Origin of the sequence: Kribbella sp. NPDC006257 (assembly GCF_040613535.1) — a bacterium.
Classification (GTDB): domain Bacteria; phylum Actinomycetota; class Actinomycetes; order Propionibacteriales; family Kribbellaceae; genus Kribbella.
Window position 1 is genome coordinate 1 of sequence record NZ_JBEXSJ010000017.1, and the last position, 17264, is coordinate 17264.

At 67.4% G+C, this 17264-nt stretch carries 19 protein-coding genes and 1 pseudogene; 9 read left to right on the forward strand and 11 right to left on the reverse strand.

The window, feature by feature from the left end; genetic code table 11:
* Positions 1-285: 285 nt before the first annotated feature.
* Complete coding sequence (locus ABZ004_RS21245; protein ID WP_355681926.1) at positions 286-1329, reverse strand: enoyl-CoA hydratase/isomerase family protein; 1044 nt, start codon at positions 1327-1329, stop codon at positions 286-288.
* A gap of 487 nt (positions 1330-1816) precedes the next feature.
* On the opposite strand from ABZ004_RS21245, the gene ABZ004_RS21250 reads away from it, so the two are divergent.
* Positions 1817-2794 carry a hypothetical protein gene (locus tag ABZ004_RS21250; RefSeq protein WP_355681928.1) on the forward strand — a complete coding sequence of 326 codons (978 nt, stop codon included), beginning with the start codon at positions 1817-1819 and terminating at the stop codon, positions 2792-2794.
* 64 nt (positions 2795-2858) lie between these two features.
* On the opposite strand, the gene ABZ004_RS21255 is transcribed toward ABZ004_RS21250, so the two are convergent.
* Positions 2859-3845: a zinc-binding dehydrogenase gene (locus ABZ004_RS21255; RefSeq protein ID WP_355681929.1), complete on the reverse strand. Its 987-nt coding sequence runs from the start codon at positions 3843-3845 to the stop codon at positions 2859-2861.
* A gap of 168 nt (positions 3846-4013) precedes the next feature.
* Between ABZ004_RS21255 and ABZ004_RS21260 the strand changes: the two genes are divergently transcribed.
* A complete protein-coding gene (locus ABZ004_RS21260; RefSeq protein ID WP_355681931.1) occupies positions 4014-4670 on the forward strand; it encodes an AraC family transcriptional regulator in 657 nt (218 codons plus the stop codon).
* Here the strand turns inward: ABZ004_RS21260 and ABZ004_RS21265 are convergent.
* From ABZ004_RS21265 to ABZ004_RS21275, 3 genes are all read right to left on the reverse strand, one after another.
* Positions 4655-5527, reverse strand: coding sequence for an aminoglycoside phosphotransferase family protein (locus ABZ004_RS21265; protein WP_355681932.1), 873 nt, complete (start codon positions 5525-5527; stop codon positions 4655-4657). The genes ABZ004_RS21260 and ABZ004_RS21265 overlap by 16 nt on opposite strands.
* A gap of 10 nt (positions 5528-5537) precedes the next feature.
* Positions 5538-6275: a VOC family protein gene (locus ABZ004_RS21270; protein ID WP_355681933.1), complete on the reverse strand. Its 738-nt coding sequence runs from the start codon at positions 6273-6275 to the stop codon at positions 5538-5540.
* 190 nt (positions 6276-6465) lie between these two features.
* Positions 6466-6933 carry a VOC family protein gene (locus ABZ004_RS21275; protein ID WP_355681935.1) on the reverse strand — a complete coding sequence of 156 codons (468 nt, stop codon included), beginning with the start codon at positions 6931-6933 and terminating at the stop codon, positions 6466-6468.
* A 62-nt stretch (positions 6934-6995) separates the two neighbouring features.
* On the opposite strand from ABZ004_RS21275, the gene ABZ004_RS21280 reads away from it, so the two are divergent.
* Positions 6996-7943 carry a WYL domain-containing protein gene (locus ABZ004_RS21280; RefSeq protein ID WP_355681937.1) on the forward strand — a complete coding sequence of 316 codons (948 nt, stop codon included), beginning with the start codon at positions 6996-6998 and terminating at the stop codon, positions 7941-7943.
* On the opposite strand, the gene ABZ004_RS21285 is transcribed toward ABZ004_RS21280, so the two are convergent.
* Positions 7940-9250 carry an NAD(P)/FAD-dependent oxidoreductase gene (locus tag ABZ004_RS21285; protein ID WP_355681939.1) on the reverse strand — a complete coding sequence of 437 codons (1311 nt, stop codon included), beginning with the start codon at positions 9248-9250 and terminating at the stop codon, positions 7940-7942. The two genes, ABZ004_RS21280 and ABZ004_RS21285, sit on opposite strands and share 4 nt — an antisense overlap.
* A 118-nt stretch (positions 9251-9368) precedes the next feature.
* Between ABZ004_RS21285 and ABZ004_RS21290 the strand changes: the two genes are divergently transcribed.
* Together ABZ004_RS21290 and ABZ004_RS21295 are read left to right on the forward strand one after the other, a co-directional pair.
* On the forward strand, positions 9369-10118 hold the full coding sequence (locus ABZ004_RS21290) for a GAF and ANTAR domain-containing protein (protein WP_355681941.1): 750 nt from the start codon (positions 9369-9371) through the stop codon (positions 10116-10118).
* Between the two features lie 42 nt (positions 10119-10160).
* A complete protein-coding gene (locus ABZ004_RS21295; RefSeq protein ID WP_355681943.1) occupies positions 10161-11279 on the forward strand; it encodes an aminotransferase class I/II-fold pyridoxal phosphate-dependent enzyme in 1119 nt (372 codons plus the stop codon).
* Here the strand turns inward: ABZ004_RS21295 and ABZ004_RS21300 are convergent.
* A complete protein-coding gene (locus tag ABZ004_RS21300; protein WP_355681945.1) occupies positions 11276-11587 on the reverse strand; it encodes a cupin domain-containing protein in 312 nt (103 codons plus the stop codon). The two genes, ABZ004_RS21295 and ABZ004_RS21300, sit on opposite strands and share 4 nt — an antisense overlap.
* A gap of 70 nt (positions 11588-11657) precedes the next feature.
* Between ABZ004_RS21300 and ABZ004_RS21305 the strand changes: the two genes are divergently transcribed.
* Complete coding sequence (locus ABZ004_RS21305; RefSeq protein WP_355681947.1) at positions 11658-12623, forward strand: helix-turn-helix domain-containing protein; 966 nt, start codon at positions 11658-11660, stop codon at positions 12621-12623.
* Entirely contained in the window at positions 12620-13192 is a 573-nt protein-coding gene (locus ABZ004_RS21310) for a GNAT family N-acetyltransferase (protein WP_355681949.1), read from the forward strand. Before ABZ004_RS21305 ends, ABZ004_RS21310 begins: the two co-directional genes overlap by 4 nt.
* On the opposite strand, the gene ABZ004_RS21315 is transcribed toward ABZ004_RS21310, so the two are convergent.
* Both ABZ004_RS21315 and ABZ004_RS21320 read right to left on the reverse strand, forming a co-directional pair.
* The gene (locus ABZ004_RS21315; protein WP_355681950.1) at positions 13179-13676 is read right to left on the reverse strand and encodes a GNAT family N-acetyltransferase; all 498 of its coding nucleotides are present in this window, start codon (positions 13674-13676) and stop codon (positions 13179-13181) included. The two genes, ABZ004_RS21310 and ABZ004_RS21315, sit on opposite strands and share 14 nt — an antisense overlap.
* A complete protein-coding gene (locus ABZ004_RS21320; RefSeq protein WP_355681952.1) occupies positions 13642-13986 on the reverse strand; it encodes a hypothetical protein in 345 nt (114 codons plus the stop codon). The genes ABZ004_RS21315 and ABZ004_RS21320 overlap by 35 nt, the downstream gene beginning before the upstream one ends.
* A gap of 354 nt (positions 13987-14340) precedes the next feature.
* On the opposite strand from ABZ004_RS21320, the gene ABZ004_RS21325 reads away from it, so the two are divergent.
* Positions 14341-16446: a heavy metal translocating P-type ATPase gene (locus tag ABZ004_RS21325; RefSeq protein ID WP_355681954.1), complete on the forward strand. Its 2106-nt coding sequence runs from the start codon at positions 14341-14343 to the stop codon at positions 16444-16446.
* On the opposite strand, the gene ABZ004_RS21330 is transcribed toward ABZ004_RS21325, so the two are convergent.
* Positions 16427-16825, reverse strand: a complete 399-nt coding sequence (locus ABZ004_RS21330) for a hypothetical protein (protein ID WP_355681956.1) — start codon at positions 16823-16825, stop codon at positions 16427-16429. The two genes, ABZ004_RS21325 and ABZ004_RS21330, sit on opposite strands and share 20 nt — an antisense overlap.
* A gap of 187 nt (positions 16826-17012) precedes the next feature.
* Here ABZ004_RS21330 and ABZ004_RS21335 point away from each other — a divergent pair.
* Positions 17013-17096: pseudogene (locus ABZ004_RS21335) on the forward strand (DUF427 domain-containing protein); the annotation flags it as partial.
* A gap of 5 nt (positions 17097-17101) precedes the next feature.
* Here ABZ004_RS21335 and ABZ004_RS21340 read toward each other — a convergent pair.
* Complete coding sequence (locus tag ABZ004_RS21340; RefSeq protein ID WP_355682185.1) at positions 17102-17227, reverse strand: hypothetical protein; 126 nt, start codon at positions 17225-17227, stop codon at positions 17102-17104.
* Positions 17228-17264 lie beyond the last annotated feature (37 nt).

Here is a 17264-nt window from a genome sequence, read left to right on the forward strand (position 1 = left end):
CCGGGCGGCCGACGCGGTCAGCCCGGCCGGCAGCACGACGGCGGCGAGCACCCCCGCGAGGATGCCTCGCATCGCCTTGTTTCGAAGGAACCTGGTCATCAGCGGAATGCCCTCTCTTCGTGGTTCAACAGCCCCCGGCCCCAACCACAGATCGGATAGGATATTGGAACCCTGATGGCTCCCGCAGACGATGTCAAGGTCCTGAGCGCAGTATTCTTGACGCAGTTAAGTTAATCTCCGGTACGACGTACGCCGCCATCACCACCAGTGTCCGACCGGTGACCCTCACCCGTCGGCGAGGCCCAGCTCGTCGGCGCCGAGGCCGGCGAAGTAGGCGGCGACGGCATCGCCGGCAACGTCGGCGAGTTCACCCGGAGACCAGTTCGGCGAGCGATCCTTGTCGATCACCTGCGCCCGCACCCCCTCCAGAAAATCGTGCGACCCGTGGAACCGCACCGCCAGCCGATACTCCTGATCCAGCACGGCCCGCAACGACGGCAGATCGGCCGCACTCCGCAACGCCCTCAGCGTCACATGCACTGAGGTCGGCGATTTCGAAGCCAGTACTACGGCAGTCTCACGAGCCGCCGCGATGCTGGAAGCAGCCAGCCGGGCATGGATCTTCACCACGTCGTCACCTTCGTACGCCGCGTCTATCCACTCCTGATCAACCAGCAGGGTCGACCCCGGTCGTGGCTCGGTCATCTTCGCCAACGCATCCAGTGGCGCCTCGGAAGCCAGTGCCTCGAGCAACAAAGGCAGTCGCTCGCTCGGCACATACCAATCGGCCAGTCCCACCGCGATCGCGTCGCCCGCTCCGACCAAGCCGGCCGTCAGCGCCAGGTGCGTACCGAGCTCCCCGGGCGCCCGCGACAACAGATACGTCCCGCCGACGTCGGGGAAGAATCCGATCCCGGTCTCGGGCATCCCGATCTTCGACCGCTCGGTCACCACCCGTACGTCGGCGTGCGCCGAGAGCCCGATCCCGCCACCGAGCACGATCCCGTCCATGATCGCCACGAACGGCTTCGGGTACTCCGCGATCGTCGCGTCCAGCCTGTACTCGTCAGCCCAGAACGCCAGCGAGTCCGTCCCACCGACGAGCCCGTCGCGGTAGATCGACACGATGTCCCCACCCGCACACAGCCCCCGCTCCCCACGACCAGTCAGCACAACCGTCTGCACCGCGGGATCGTCGGCCCACTCATCCAGCGCGCCCTGAATGATCGAGACCATCTCATGCGTCAACGCATTGATCGCCCCCGGCCGATCGAGCACGATATGCCCGGCCCGCCCCTCAACCCTGGTCACCACCGGCATCCCGCTCATCCCGCTCCATTCCCGGCTAGCCCGCGCTGACCAATTAGTAGGACGCCCAACTATATCCATGACGCCTCCCCCTCATGCGACGAGTGGGCAAGCACAGTCTTCGCCCGGCGAGCCACCCGCGAACCCCGGCGTCTCGGCGCGCGATTGTCAAACAGCGCTTCGCATCGAACCCGATCGCGCTCACCCGCGAGGCCCACCCGGCAGCAGCCGCCCGGGTGTCCCGATCGACAGGAAATGGACCCCGAAATCACCCCCAGTGCTCCCACCCTGAGCGTGAAACCCAGACAGCTACCCCTCCATTTCCTGTCGATCGGGACGGCCCTCCACCAGGCCAAGCTCCGCGGCATACCCGACCTCGCCACGCCGGTGGGTCAAGGCTCGACGGGTGGGGTTGCCGCTGCCAGTTCCTACGGGAACACTCGGACAACCTGTACTTCGTCGGTGGCAGGTGCCCCCGACGAACTCGTCGCCCCACGAGAGGAAACAGATGAGCTGGCTTCGGAGGACTGTTGTTGCGGTTGCTGTTGCGGGACTCACGTTGAGCAGTACGTCGTACAGCTGGGCCGCCAGCACTTGGCCGGGTGGATCCGCGGTTGCGGTGGCGGATGGGAGCAATGTCTTCGGGACGAATCTGAGTGGGCTGTCCTTTCAGAGCGCGACTGTGGTCTGGGCGGTGAAGAACGGGCCCGGGACGATCTACAAGGTGGTGCCGAACGGGTCGATCTGGCAGCCGAGTCCGAGCAGCGGGAAGCCCTTGCGCTACAGCAACGGCGAAGGTGATCCGGATGCTGAAGGGGTCGTCTCGACACCGGACGGCCTGGTGGTTTCCACCGAGCGGGACAACAACAATGACAACGAGAGCCTGCTCAAAGTCCTCCGCTTCGACCCCAACTCGACCGCGTCCTCGCTCAACGCGACAGCCGAGTGGGACCTCACTTCGGACCTCCCCGAAGTCGACCCGAACGGGGGTCTCGAAGCTATCTCCTGGATCCCCGACACGTTCCTCACTACCCACGCCTTCCGCGACGAGCACACGGGCGCGACCTACAACCCCAGCAGCTATTCAGACCACGGCACCGGCCTGTACTTCGTAGGTCTCGAAGACAACGCCACGATCTACGCCTACGCCCTGAACCAAACGAGCAGCAGCTACACCCGCGTCGCCACCATCACCACCGGCTTCAGCGGCCTGATGGACCTCGAGTTCGACCCCAGCACCGGCCACCTCTGGGCCGAATGCGACAACACCTGCTCAGGCCAGACCAAGACCTTGGACCTCAACGTCCAAGGCAGGTTCGCCGTCACCGCGACCTACAGCCGCCCATCCGGCATGTCCAACCTGAACAACGAAGGATTCGCCCTGTCCCCCGCCTGCACCTCCGGCCACAAAGCCGTCCTCTGGTCCGACGACGGCAACAGCAGCAAACACGCCCTCCGCACAGGCACCCTCAACTGCACCAGCTGAGACCCCGCCCTGTCACCTGGTGGGCTGCGAGGCCGGCTACCTGCCGCCCCGCTTCACCGACGAGTTAAGGCAGCAGGATTAGCTTGCCGGTGGAGTGGTTGGCTTCCATGTAGTGGTGGGCGGCAACGACCTCGTCGAGAGGGAAGGCGCGGTGGATGTTGGGGCGGTAGGTGCCGGCCTCGACCTCGCGGACGATCTGCTGGAGCACGGCGGAGTTGCCGGCGAGGTTCTGGCTGTGGAACGCGGTGAGCCTGCTGCCGGACGGGATCATCGCGATGGGTTCGAAGTCCGGGATCAGCCAGCCGCTGAGCGAACCAGCCACGCAGACCGTCCCACCCCGACGCACCAGCCGCAGCGAATCCGGCACGGTACTCGCCCCGACGAGATCCAGAACGTAGTCCGGGCCGTCCGGCCAGATCGAGTGCACGCTCGCCGCCAGTGAGCCACCGCGATCCGCAGTCGCCGGCCGGTCGACCAGGACATGGTCGGCAGCAGTCAACGCGCCGAGCCGATCCTCCCGCCGCGTCGTCGAGGCGACCTCGGCCCCGTAGCCGGACGCGATCGACGCCGCCGCCATCCCCACCGACGAAGTACCGCCGCGGATCAGCAACCGACCGCCCGCCTTGATCCCCAACGTATCCAGAGCGCCGTACGCCGTGAGGTAACTCTCCGGAAGCGCGGCCAACACCTCCCAGGGCAGACTCGTGACGACCGGCATCAGCAATGTGTTGGGAACCAGCGCGTACTCCGCATAACCACCGTCGAACGCGCGACCCATCTCGCCCATCACCGCCGCGACCGTCGACCCCTCCGGCAGCGCCGGATCGGTCGAAGCGGCAACCACCCCGACACACTCGATCCCCAGCACCCGCGGAAATCGGACAGCCGGCGAATGCCCCTGCCGGGTCCGGAGTTCCGAACGGTTCAACCCCGCGCCCTTCACCTGCACCAAACTCCAGCCGTCCCGGACCGGCGGCACCGGGACATCTCGGATCTCGAGGACCTCCGGTTCGCCCGGCCGGACACAAACTGCGGCTCGCATCATCGTCATGCGTCCACCCTCGTCAGTGAGTGCCGTGGCTGCCCACCGGTAAACTGCCAACTTATGCTCGACGGCCGCCAAGTTCCCCAGACTTCGCGCCTATGGGCCTCGGGTGGGATGCACCTCTGGTCGTCCGGCGGATCGAGCCGGCCGGACTCCCATCGTCGTGGACATCTGGTGTATGCGGCGAGTGGCGTGCTGACCGTGCACACCGAACGCGGTACGTCGATCGTCCCGGCGAATCGAGTCGGCTGGACACCGGCCGGCTTCAGTCATTACCACCGGGCTCACGGCGACACCGACATGCGAATCCTGTTCCTCCCGGCAACCCTGGCCCGGCTACTTCCGGATCGTCCTGCCGTGTTCGCGGTCTCCGCTCTCACGCGCGAACTTCTACTCACCCTCACTGGTCCGCGCAGCTACGACTCCGAGACCCCTGATGCAAACAGCGCCCGACTCCGGAGGGCTCTGGTCGACGAGCTCCCCGAAGTACAGGAACAGCCTTTGCAGTTGCCGGAGCCACAGGATGATCGGCTGCAGGCACTCGCCCGATTCCTGTACGAACAACCTGCGGACAACACCTCGCTCGCCGAACTCGGGCAGACGATCGGCGCCAGTGCCCGGACGCTCAGCCGCTTGCTGCACAACGAGTTCGGCATGACCTTCTACGAGTGGCGCACCCAGTTACGCATCTACCACGCACTCCTATTGCTTGCCGAAGGCCACGACACCACCTACGTAGCTCACGCCTGCGGCTGGTCGAACCCGAGCAGCTTCATCACCGCCTTCAGCACCGTCATCGGCACCACGCCGGGCCGCTACAGAAAGACCTGAAGGAGCCTTCGGCAACGAACAGGATCCTCAGTGAGCCCGGCGCCGAGACCCCAGAGGTAGTAGTCCACCGTGCGATAGACGACCCAGTCGCGAGCCCGGTCACTGTCCAGGGCGGCGGTCTCGACGAGAGTGCCGAAGTGTTCGAGGATGTCCGCGTCGGTCTGCATCTTGTCGAGGCTGGTCCAGAGGATCCGGGCAAGGTCGAACTCGATGTCGCCGCGATAGAGCACGGGGTCGACCACCAGCCAGGGTTCGCGAGCGCCGCGTAGTACCTGGTCTGCGTGGAAGTCGCCGTTGACCGCCAGGTCGCGCTCCGCCGTCGCCAACGGTCCGGCGCCGAGCTGCTCGGCCGCACGCAACCAGGACTTGTCGAAGGGAGACCCAAGACGATCCCACTGCGGACCGAACTCCCCGGCGCGCCGGCGCGCCATCGTTGCCGTGGACAACGACATCGGATCGCCGGAAATCGCCAGCCGGCGCATCAGACCGCCGAGGATCGCGATCGATTCATCCAGCGGTACGCCGGTCAGCGGCGCACCGAGGCGCTCGAGCAACATCGCGCCGCGGTCCGCATCGGCGTCGACCAGTCGCACCATGCCGTGGCCGTTCCACCACCGCAGGGCGTGGATCTGCTCGGTGACCTCGGCACCCGGAGGCGACAGGCGAAGTGCCAGCGGTTCGCCGTACCGGAGGACCGGCAGGACGATCGCGTTCGACCCGTGCGCAACTTCACCGTCGAGCTTCAGATCCCAGCGTTCGCACTGGGCCGCTGCGTTTGCGGGTAGTGCGGCAAGCCAGTCAGCGCCTTCGGTCCACCATCGCGGCATCGCGAGGAAGGACGGCGGCAGCTCGATCACTCCAGCGAGACTACCGATCGACCGACCAGGTGGCATCCACGTTTTCGACCGGCGCCGGCGCCGTACAGACACACGCCTTGTTGCCGTCCTGATCGGCGATCACCGTGTACGACGGCGCCTGGCTGTCATCGACGACGGTCCCACCCGCGGCGACCGCAGCGGCGATCCGTTCCTCGGCCACATCGGCCGGCACCCACACGTCGATATGGAAGCGCTGCCGCGGCGTCTCGTGCTCGTCGGTTTTCTGGAACCACAGGATCGGCACCCGCCCGGTCACATCGCGAACATCGTTTCCGATGCTCCCGCGCCCGATCGCCTCCAGACCTCCGGTGAGCAGCACGGCCCAGACCGGCGCGATCGCGGCGGCATGCGCGGTGTCGATCGCCATCTCGATCACGGTGATCTCACTCGGTACGGCGACAATCCCTTGCTCAGCAGCGATCTCGCTCACCAACTGCGCCGCCTCGAGGTCCTTCTCCGTCACCCACTCCACCACATGCTCGACGCCGTCCCCATCGCGATACACCGCGTCCTGGCTGATCAACTTCAGATCGACGAACCCGTCCCCCAACGTCACCGTCGGCGGATGCGCCACCCCCAACGCCCCCACGAACCGAACCCCTTCGGCAAACCCGCCCACCCGGTACCGCGCATGCAACCCCTGCCCCAACTTCCGCCAATCCTTCAACCCCGCCGCAGCAATCTGCTCATCCATCACCATGTCCATGTCCGCCACGCTAACCCCCATTCCCGACATTCAACTTCCGGAATCTTCACGGCTTCACGCTGCCGCAGCCGACCCCGGATCGGCGCGGTTGCCGAAGGCATGGGTTGGGTTTGGCGGCTGAACGAGCTGGGTACCGCACTTTCGGCGACCGGGGTGGGCGGCTTGCCTCCGGAAGGGCGGCCCACTACCCGGCCGCCGCCGGGTGTCCAGCTCAGTCCAGGCAGAATTCGTTGCCTTCGGGGTCTGTCATCACGATGAAGCCGAGGCTCAGCGGGGGCGCGGGTTCGTGGCGTTCGAGGCGCTTGGCGCCGAGGGCGACGAGGCGGTCGCACTCGGCCTCGAGGGCTGCCATCCGCTCGTCGCCCTCGAGCCCCGGAGCTGCCCGGATGTCGAGGTGCAGGCGGTTCTTCGCGACCTTGCCCTCGGGGACCTGCTGGAAGAAGAACCGCGGCCCCTGCTTGGTCGGATCCTCCAGGGCCGACGCCGAGTTCCGCTTCTCCTTCGGTACGCCGGAGCGCTCGAGGAACTCGTCCCAGGCGGCCAACGGGTCATCACCCTCGGCGAGCTCCACTCCGGGCGGCCCCGGGTGCACGTAGCCGAGCACGTCGCGCCAGAAGAGCGACAAAGCCGCCGGGTCGTTGGCGTCGAAGGTGACCTGGATTTCACGGGTTTTCGTCATGGATCCACCCTGGCATCCCAAGCGGACAGAATCGGTCCGCTAGTTCTGGCAAGCTGGAGATTGTGGAAGACGACCTCGGCACGACCGAACGGGTGCTGACCCTCCTCGGCCTGCTCCAGCAGCGCCAGGTCTGGACCGGCCCGGAGCTGGCCGAGCGCCTCGGCGTCACCGCGCGCACCGTACGCCGTGATGTCGAGCGATTGCGCACCCTCGGGTACCAGGTCAATGCGAGCCAGGGTGTCGGCTACCAACTCGGGCCGGGCCAGGATCTGCCACCGCTCCTCCTCGACGACGAGGAGGCGATCGCCACCGCTGTCTCGCTGCTCGCCGGAGCCGGCGGCGGCGTGGCCAGCGCGGGCGACGCCGCCGTACGGGCGTTGACCAAGCTCGATCGCGTGTTGCCGACTCGTTTGCGGCACGAAGTACGGGCGTTGTCCGGTGCGGTGGAGTCGTTCGGTGGCGGGCGGACGCCGGTCGATCCCGAGGTGGTGATGACGCTGGCGCGAGCGTGCCGCGACCAGGTCGAGGCGGGGTTCGACTATCCATCCGGGCAGTCCGTACGCCGGAGGCGGGTCGAGCCGTATCGCCTGGTCAGCTCGGACCGGCGCTGGTACCTGTTCGCCTACGACCTGGACCGCGACGACTGGCGCACCTTCCGCGTCGACCGGATGACCGAGGTCGCCGCGCGGACGTGGCGGTTCCGTCCGCGCCCCGCACCCGACGCGGCGGCGTACGTGCAGGAGACCGTCGCAAGCCGGGTCTACCCCCATCAGGCCCGTTTCCTCGTCCACGCGCCGGCCGAGACCATTCGCGCCCAGATCCCGGCCGCGGCCGCCGTCGTGAATCCGCGCGGAGCCACCGACTGCGAAGTGATCACCGGCGGCCCCAACCTCGACTGGGTGCTCATGCACATGGTTCTGCTCGAGCAGCCCTTCGAAGTACTCGAACCACCAGGCCTCACCGACCGCTGCCGGGTGCTGGCCGAACGTCTGCTGGCTGCGGCACGTTAGCTTTTCGTGTGTTTGCGGACCTGTTCCGGATTGGAGGTTTCGAGCGGGACGTCGGCGGCCGGGATGACGTTGAGTTGCGTGGTCTGGCGGCGTAGTACGGCGTCGAAAAGCCAGTCGGTGGCCGTGCGGAGGCGGTTGCCCGGCATCGACAGCAGGTGGTACCCGCGGGTGACCACCTTCGCCGGGAGACCGGCCAGCGGGATGTGCAGCGGGTCGGCCGCGGCCTGGGTGCCGCCGAGGTCGACCACGAAGCCGAGATCCTTGTGCACATAGGGTTTCAGCTCGCCGGTGCCGAAGCTGGCCGCCACGTTCGACGCGGCCCGGCGACCTTGCCGTTCGGCATGCTGCGCCGTCATCGGCGTGATCTCGCCCGGGCGGGTCAGGTCCGGAACGGCCGCCGCGTCACCGCAGGCGAACACCTCCGGACGACCCGGCACCCGGAGATATTCGTCGACCACCAGACGCCCCTTCTCGGTCTTCAGCCCGAGCGCCTCGACGACGGGATCCGGCCGGACGCCGACGCACCAGATCAGCGACCGGGTCGGCACGTTCGTGTGGTCGGTGAGCCGTACGCCGGCCTCGGTCGCCTCTTCGACGGACAGACCCATCCGTACTTCGACACCGCGGTCCCGCAGCACCTTGTCCGCAGTACGGGAAAGTCGTTCGTCGAGCTCGGGCAGGACCCGGTCGGCGATGTCGAGGAGCATCCAGCGCAGGTGCTGGTCGCGCAGCCGCGGGTGCCGCTTGCGGAGGAGCTCGGTGTAGAGGACGCCATGTGCGGCGACCTCGGTGCCGGTGTAGCCCGCGCCGACGACGACGAAGGTGCAGAGCGCGTCCCGTTCGTCCTGATCGTCGGTCGCATCGGCCAGTTCCAGTTGCTGGGTCAGGTGATCGCGGAGGAAGACCGCTTCCGGGATCCCTCGGAAGCCGTGAGCGTGTTCGGCGACACCGGGGATCGGCAGCAGTTTGTTGACGCTCCCGGCGGCGATGATGAGCCGGTCGTACCCGAGCTCACCGCGGGCACCCGTCGGATCGGCGTACCGGACCCTCCGGCTGTCGAGATCGAGGCCGTCGACCTCCCCGAGCACCAGTTGGACGCCGGGGAGCGTGTCCGCGATCGACACCGTCACCCGGCGCGGCTCGAGGATGCCGGTGGCGACCTCGGGCAGCAGCGGGACGTAGAGGAAGTAGTCGGTGGTGTTCACGATGATGACGTCGGCCCGGGCGCGGGCGAGCCGGTGCAACCGGCGGGCGGCGTGGAATCCGGCGAACCCGGCTCCGATGATGACGATCCTCGGCCTGTTCATGCGACTGCTGTACCAGTTCCGGCAACCCGCAAACAAGAGGCGCACGGCACCGACGGCCGACTGTGTCGCTCGGCCGTGTCCGTGGTGATCCGCGGGCTGGACTTGGCATGATGTGCGCATGGTTCAGTCCGACGGCGCGCCCCTGGGGCCCGACGAGCAACAGGTCGCCGACACATTTGCCCGGCTCGCGGTCGAGCTGCACGATGCCGACGGGGTCGTGGAGACGGTCGACGCGGTCGCCCAGTTCGCGCTCCAGGCCCTGAACTGCTCGTACGCCGGAATCGTGCTCTACACCCGCGGCAGCGGGCCCGAGATCGCCGCCGTCACCGATCCGGTGGTTACCGAGGCGTACAAGCTACAGCTCGACAGCGAGAACGGGCCGCTGGTCACCTCGCTCCGGGAGCAGATCACCGTACTGATTCCGGACACCCGCGCCGAGCAGCGCTGGCCCGAATGGTCTGCCAAGCTCGCCACCCTCGGCGTCCGCAGTGTGCTCGACGTCCCGCTGCTCACCGGCAGCGGCCGCTCCCGGACCGTCGGCGTCCTCGGGCTCTACAGTCCCGACCCGGACGCGTTCGGCGCCGACGACGAGGCGATCGCGCACATCCTGGCCCGGCACGCCTCGGTCGCCGTCGCCACCGCCCGGCACGAGGCCTCGATGGCGCAGGCGGTCGACGCCCGCAAACTGGTCGGCCAGGCGATGGGCATCCTGATGGAGCGCTTCGACGTCGACGGCGACCGGGCCTTCGCGATCCTCAAGCGCTACTCCCAGGACACCAACACCAAACTTCGCGACGTCGCCCAGCGACTCATCGACACCCGCAAACTCCCGGTCGCCCCGCAGCAGGAGCTGCGTCCGCCGGCCTGACTGTGGGTACCTCCTACTGAAAGTCGAAGCAGAGGAGGCCTCATGCCGAAGGTGGCGACGCTCGAGGAGCTGCAGCAGCGGCGAAGCCAGAAGTGGTCCGGCTACGACGACGGCGTGATCGCCGCGACGGTGGCCGAGATGGATTTCGCACTGGCCGAGCCGATCGCGGCGGTGCTGCGCGACGCGGTCTCGCGCGGCGATCTGGGCTACGCGCCCGGCGTACCGGATTCACTCCGTACGGCGTTCGCCGGGTTCGCTGAGCGACGGCTCGGGTGGCGGGTCGATCCCGAGCGGCTGACGCTGGTGCCGGACGTGATGGTCGGGTTGATCGAGTTGTGCCGGCTGATCGCGCCGGGCGGCTCGGTGGGTTTCGCGACCGCGGGCTATCCCCCGTTCTTCCTGCAGCTACCGGCGGCGGGTTTCTCGCTCGTCCACTTGCCGTTGCACGACGACAGGTCGTTCGATCTGGAGAAACTGACCGCGGAGTTGCAGCGTGGCCTGAAGGTGCTCATCCTGGCCAACCCACACAACCCGACCGGCCGCACACTGCCGTACGCCGAACTGGAGCAGATCGCTGATCTCTGCGTGTCGTATGGCGCCTGGGTGCTCGCGGACGAGATCCATGCGCCGATGGTGCTGCCTGGTGCGAAGCACGTGCCGTGGTTCGAGGTGTCGGATGCAGCGCGGGAGTGTGGGATCTCGTTGACGTCGGCGTCCAAGGCTTTCAACCTGGCCGGGTTGAAGGCGGCGCTGATGGTGACCGCGTCGGATCGCGCGCAGGACGTCGTACGCCGGATGCCGTTCACGGCCGACCAGGTCGGTCTCCTCGGCGTCCTCGCCGCCGAGGTCGCCTTCTCGTCCTGCGACGATTGGCTTGATGACGTACTGCGGCAGCTGGATCGCAACCGCACTGTTCTAGGCGACCTGCTTCCCGACGCCATCACCTGGACTCCCCCACAGGCCACCTATGTCGCCTGGCTCGACTGCACGGCGACTGGGCTCAGCGATCCCGCCCAGTTCTTCCTCGAGAAGGCCCGCGTCGCCCTCAGTCCAGGCCACACCTACGACCCAGCCGCTGTCACTCATGCCCGCCTCAACTTCGGTACCAGCGAAGAACTCCTCACCGAAATGCTCACCCGAATGTCGAAGGCCCTTGGCTAACCCTCGGGGTAGAAGAGGAAGAGGGTGCAGCCCTCAGCGGACTGTGGAACATGGGACGAGCCGGCCGGAGCGTGGATGAACGACCCGGCGGGATAGTCGCGGATCCCGTCGTTAAAGGTGCCTTTGACAACGAACACCTCTTCGGGACCTGGCTGGTGGACATCAATGCCTTCCCAGCAAGAGCCTGGAGCCATCTCGAGCACGTGGGCTGAGGCGACCTCGCCTTTCCACAGTGTTCGCAAGCTGATGCCTGGGAAGAGCTCCCGGGCTTCGACATCGTGGACCGAGGACCATTCGAAGTTCTGCACAGCTCGATCGTCGGTCGTACGGGGACCGGATCCCAGTGTCTGAATTGTCCCGATCAGGTACTTTTCTGCCATGGTCGCGCATCGGGTGGTCGCGCTGGTGACGGCACCGCAGTCCTCATTCGAACTGGGCTGTGCAGCGGCCGTGTTCCGGGACGAGAACTACCGCTTCGCTGTGTGCACAGAGGAACCGGGCGCGATCGCGACGCTGGAAGGCTTCGACATGGTAGTGACGGCCGGCTTGCGTGCGCTGGATCGCGCGGACACGGTCGTCATCCCCGGCTGGCTGCCGCTCGATCGCGAGCCTTCTCCTCCCGTACTACGGGCGCTCAGGCGCGCGCATCGACGAGGAGCCCGGCTGGTCAGCATCTGCTCGGGGGCGATCGCGCTGGCTGCCACCGGGTTGCTCGACGGACGCCGGATGACGACGCACTGGCGGTACGCCGATGAGTTGCAGCGTCGCTTTCCGGCGGTCCGAGTTGATCCGGATGTGCTTTACATCGACCACGGCGACGTCGCCACGAGCGGCGGTTCCGGCACCGGGATCGACCTGTGCCTGCAGTTGATCCGCGCCGATCACGGTGCCGCCTACGCGGCTCGGGTCGCGCGGCGGATGGTGATGCCACCGCATCGGGAGGGCGGGCAGATCCAGTACCGCGCCGAAGCTCACGTCGTACCGGGTGATTCTCTTGGTGAGCTGCTCGACTGGGCGAACGAGCAGTTGGCGGAGCCGCTCACGGTGGAGGATCTTGCTGCGCGGATCAGCGTCTCACCGCGGACTCTTGCGCGGCGGTTCGCCGAACAGCTCGGGATGGCTCCCGGCCAGTGGATCCTCCAGCAACGCATCGCGCGAACCCGTGCACTGCTGGAGGAGACGGATCTCCCGATCGAGACGATCGCGGTCAGAGTCGGTCTCTCGTCGGCGACGAACCTTCGCCGGCGGTTCGCTGCCGCCGTACGGACAACTCCTAGCGCCTACCGTCGAGCCTTCAGAGCTGGACGCGTTGCCGGTGCAGTTGCGTACGATCCTGAGGCATGAGCATCGAGATTCGTCCGGCCTCGGTCTTCGAGGACGTGCGGGCCGTGATCGGTCCGAAGGCGCCCACGTCAACGGTTTGCTGGTGCCTCAGCCATCGCATCCCGGCCAAGGAGAACAACGCCTTGCGCGGTGCTGCGCGGGGTGAGTACGTCGCCGAGTTGTGCAAGGCGGCGATCGCTCCGGGCGTGCTCGCGTACGACGGCGACACGCCCGTCGGGTGGGCTGCCATCGCACCCCGCTCGGAAACGGCCTACGCCCGCAACCGCACGATCCCGCACGTCGACGACCTCCCCGTCTGGTCGCTCTGGTGCATCCGTGTCCGGCCCGGTCACCGCGGCCAGGGCATCTCGCACACCCTGATCACCGGCGCCGTCGACTTCGCCCGCACCCACGACGCCCCCGCCGTCGAGGCCTACCCGCTGGACAACGGTACGGCCAAAGTCGACCTCACCATGGCCTACGCCGGCCTCCGCAAAAACTTCGAAAAGGCCGGCTTCGTCTACACCGCCCCCACCACGAGCACCCTCGCCCGCCACCCCCGGGTCCTCATGCGCCTCAACCTGACCTGAGCAGTACCTTCGCATAGCAACGCGTTCCGGGCTGGGTGATGTATTTACCCCACGGCGCAGCGGGCGTATAGCCGCTCGATTCGTAGAGCGCGATCGCCTCAGGCTGCAGCCCGCCGGTCGTCAGCCGCAGTACCGGATGCCCCGCCGTACGGGCCAGCTCTTCCAAGGCAGCCAACAGCCCCCGGGCAAACCCACGCCCACGAGCCGCCGGTACGACGTACATCCGCTTGAGCTCCCCATCCCCCGGGTGCTCGCTGTCCGCCTCGAACGCCTGCACCGCCCCGCACCCAACCGCCACACCGTCATCGTCGAGCACCACGAGATACCGAGCGCCACCCTTCACCTGCGAGCGCCCCTCCGCCCCGTACCGCCCCACCAACTCCGCGAACGCAGCCGCCAATAACCCATCCAGCCCCGCGTCCCCGACCGCCCTCTCCTCGAACTCCACCTCAGGCGTCGCGGCACACGTCGACGATGAGGGCACCAGGACCCTTCAAGTAGGCGGCTTCGGTGCCCCAGTCAGTGGTCAACGGGCCCGCGAGGAGCTCGGCCCCGGCCGCGACCGCACGCTCAACTGCCCGCCCCACGTCGTCGACGTACTCATGCAGAATCACCCCACCGAGCGTCTCCCACGGCACCATCGCCTCCCGCGAAAGCATCAGTCGCACCCCACCCGCATCCAACTCCCCGAAGTTCGCATCATCACTCAGCACCCGCCACCCATAGGCGTCCGCAAGCAACTTGGTAGCCCCGGAGACGTCCTCCACCTGCACATCGATCGCCCGAATACTCATGGTTGCAACGTACTTGGCGGCCGGGTTCAGCAGGAGGTCCTGAAGGCCGGCGACGGCCGAGGGCCGCACGATCCGCCCGCCGGGTTACCGCTCCTTCACCGGGTTACCCCATTGGTCTAGCGATGGGGGAAGCACGCGACGAGGAGGTGAGCACATCGAAGGGTGCGCACGGCGGGCCGAGCGGCGGGCTCGGGTGGCGCACAGCCCGCCAGGTAACCCTGCCTCGGTCGGTCATCCCCTCGCCAGATCGTCGAGAGAGTCGCCGGCTGGTGGGTCCCCGCAAGTCCTCGGAATACCCCCATGGGGTATGGTGTTGGCGGTTGAGAGATCGACGAGGCTGAGAGGACGACGACGATGGTTGAGCACGGCGTACATCAGCACGAGACCCACAGCAACCACGCAAGCCATGACGCCCACGGCGGACACGAGCAGCACGGCGGGCATGGCGGGCATGGCGGGCACAGTGCGCACGACAAGCACGCGGGACATGATCCGGAGGTGTTCCGGCAGAAGTTCTGGCTGAGTTTGCTGCTGACGCTGCCGATCGTGGCGACCAGTGAGATGGTGATGGACTGGTTCGGCTACGACCTCGACTTCCCGGGGATCAGCTGGGTCGGCCCATTGCTCGGCACGTTCGTCTTCTTCTACGGCGGCTGGCCGTTCCTGGTCGGCGGTGTCCGTGAGGCCCGCGACCGGGTGCCCGGGATGATGCTGCTGATCTCGATGGCGATCACGGTCGCGTACGTCGCGTCGCTGGCGACCAGCGTCGGCCTGTTCGACCTGGACTTCTGGTGGGAGCTCGCCGCCCTCGTCACGATCATGCTGCTCGGTCACTGGCAGGAGATGAAGGCGATCGGCCAGGCCCAAGGCGCTCTCGCCGCGCTGGCTGCCCTACTGCCCGATGACGCCGACCGTGTCACGGCTGACGGTGTAGAGACCGTGCCCGTGTCCGAACTCAACCCGGGTGACGTCGTACTGGTCAGGTCCGGAGCCCGCGTCCCGGCCGACGGCGAGATCGTGGAGGGCGCTGCCGAGGTGGACGAGTCGATGATCACCGGTGAGTCCCGCCCGGTTTCCCGCTCCGTCGGCGACCGCGTGGTCGCCGGCACCGTTGCGACCGACTCCGCGATCCGCGTGCGGGTCCTCGCTGTCGGCGAGGACACTGCTCTGGCAGGGATCCAGCGGCTGGTCGCCGAGGCTCAGGAATCCAGCGGTCGCGCGCAGGTGCTGGCCGACCGCTTCGCCGCCATGCTGTTCTACATCGCGACGGCCGTTGCCTTGATCACCTTCATCGCCTGGTGGGCCTTCGGCACCCTCGACGAGGCCGTCGTACGGACCGTCACCGTCCTGGTGATCGCCTGCCCGCACGCCCTCGGGCTGGCCATTCCGCTGGTGATCGCGCTGTCCACCGCGGTCGCCGCGAAGTCCGGCATCCTGGTCAAGGACCGGTTGGCGCTCGAGCGGATGCGGACCGTGCAGGCCGTCCTGTTCGACAAGACCGGCACGCTGACCAAGGGCGAACACATCGTCACCGGCATCGCAGGCAACGATCTCGAAGACTCTTCGGTACTACGGATCGCCGGTGCCGTCGAAGCCGACAGCGAGCACCCGTTGGCCCGCGCGATCGTCACCGCTGCCGACACGCGGGACGGACGCGCCAAGGCAACCGAGTTCAAGTCGCTCACCGGCCGCGGTGTGCAAGCGGTCGTCGACGGTACGACGTACGCGGTCGGCGGGCCTGCCCTGCTGCGCGAATTGGATGCGACCGTACCCAGCCGGCTTCGCGATCACGCCGAGGAATGGTCCGGCCGAGGCGCTGCTGTCCTATACCTGCTGCGCGTTGAGGATTCCACCGCGATTGCTGCGATCGCACTGGAGGACGAAGTACGGCCGGAGGCGCGCGAGGCTGTCGAGCAACTTCGGGCAGCCGGCGTGGCCAAGATCGTGATGATCACCGGCGATGCCGAGCCTGTTGCCCGTGCGGTGGCCGCCGACCTCGGTTTCCGCGACGGTGTGGACGAGGTGTTCGCCGAGGTGCTGCCGGCCGACAAGGACAAGGCGGTCAGCGAGTTGCAGGCGCGCGGGCTGACCGTGGCGATGGTCGGTGACGGCGTCAACGATGCACCCGCGCTGGCGCGCGCCGACGTCGGGATCGCGATCGGTGCCGGCACCGATGTCGCGATCGAGTCGGCGGGCGTCGTCCTGGCGTCGTCGGATCCGCGCGGAGTCACCGGCGTGATCCGGTTGTCCAAGGCGTCGTACCGCAAGATGATCCAGAACCTCGCCTGGGCCGCCGGCTACAACATCGTCGCGCTCCCGCTCGCCGCCGGCGTACTGGCCTGGGCCGGCCTCACCCTCAGCCCCGCCATCGGCGCCGTCCTGATGTCAGCCTCCACCATCGTCGTCGCCGCCAACGCCCAGCTCCTCCGCCGGGTCCATCTCAGCCCTGTCCGCGACTGACCGGTAAAGACCTGCGGGCATCGCGGCGGCTCAGGATCGCGAGCGTCGCCAAGATGTTCGCGGGCACGGCGAGGACGACCATGAACGCCAGGTAGGTATCGCGGCGTTCCGAACAGTCCCGCGCGATTCCGAGCCGGCCGGCCGATCCGACATTGCGATCGGTGGTGATGTGATCGCCCCAAGAGGTCGACGACTCGGTATCGAGGAACGATCCGTCACTCGGCCACCCCACGGCGATCAAGGACCCGCACTTCACGCTCACCGCCTCCTGCCCGAATCCACTCGTCGTGAAGCTCGGTCCCTTGAACAACAACACCGTCATCCCGACGTACAGCAGACCGGCGATCACACCGGCAACCTTGTACGAACCACGCGCCATCCGAACCCCTTAGTCGTTCCAAAGGGCGGCAGTCTAGGCCAGTTCCCGCGCACCCACCGCCTGGTACGAATTGGTCGCGAACGGGGGTGCGCCACGGGCGGCGTCTGGTGCGGTGAGGGCGGCCCGGACGCCCACGTAGCCATCCTCCGCATCCGCACCGCCTGACCCCGACGTCGACGAGGGGGTTTTGAAGCCTGTCGAGGGGCAGACGTTCTGTCCGTACAAGGGGATGGCCAGTTACTACGCGATCGGCGAGGTGGTTGGCGGGGCGTGGTCTTACGAGGATGCTTGGCAGGAGGTCGGGCGGATCTCCGGGATGGTGTCCTTCGGCCCGACAAGGTCGACGTGGAACTGGACGGAGTACGGATGCGACTCGAGCCGGGGCAGAGCGTGGTACCGCATGGTGTCGATCGGGATCTGACGCCGGAGGAGTTCACCG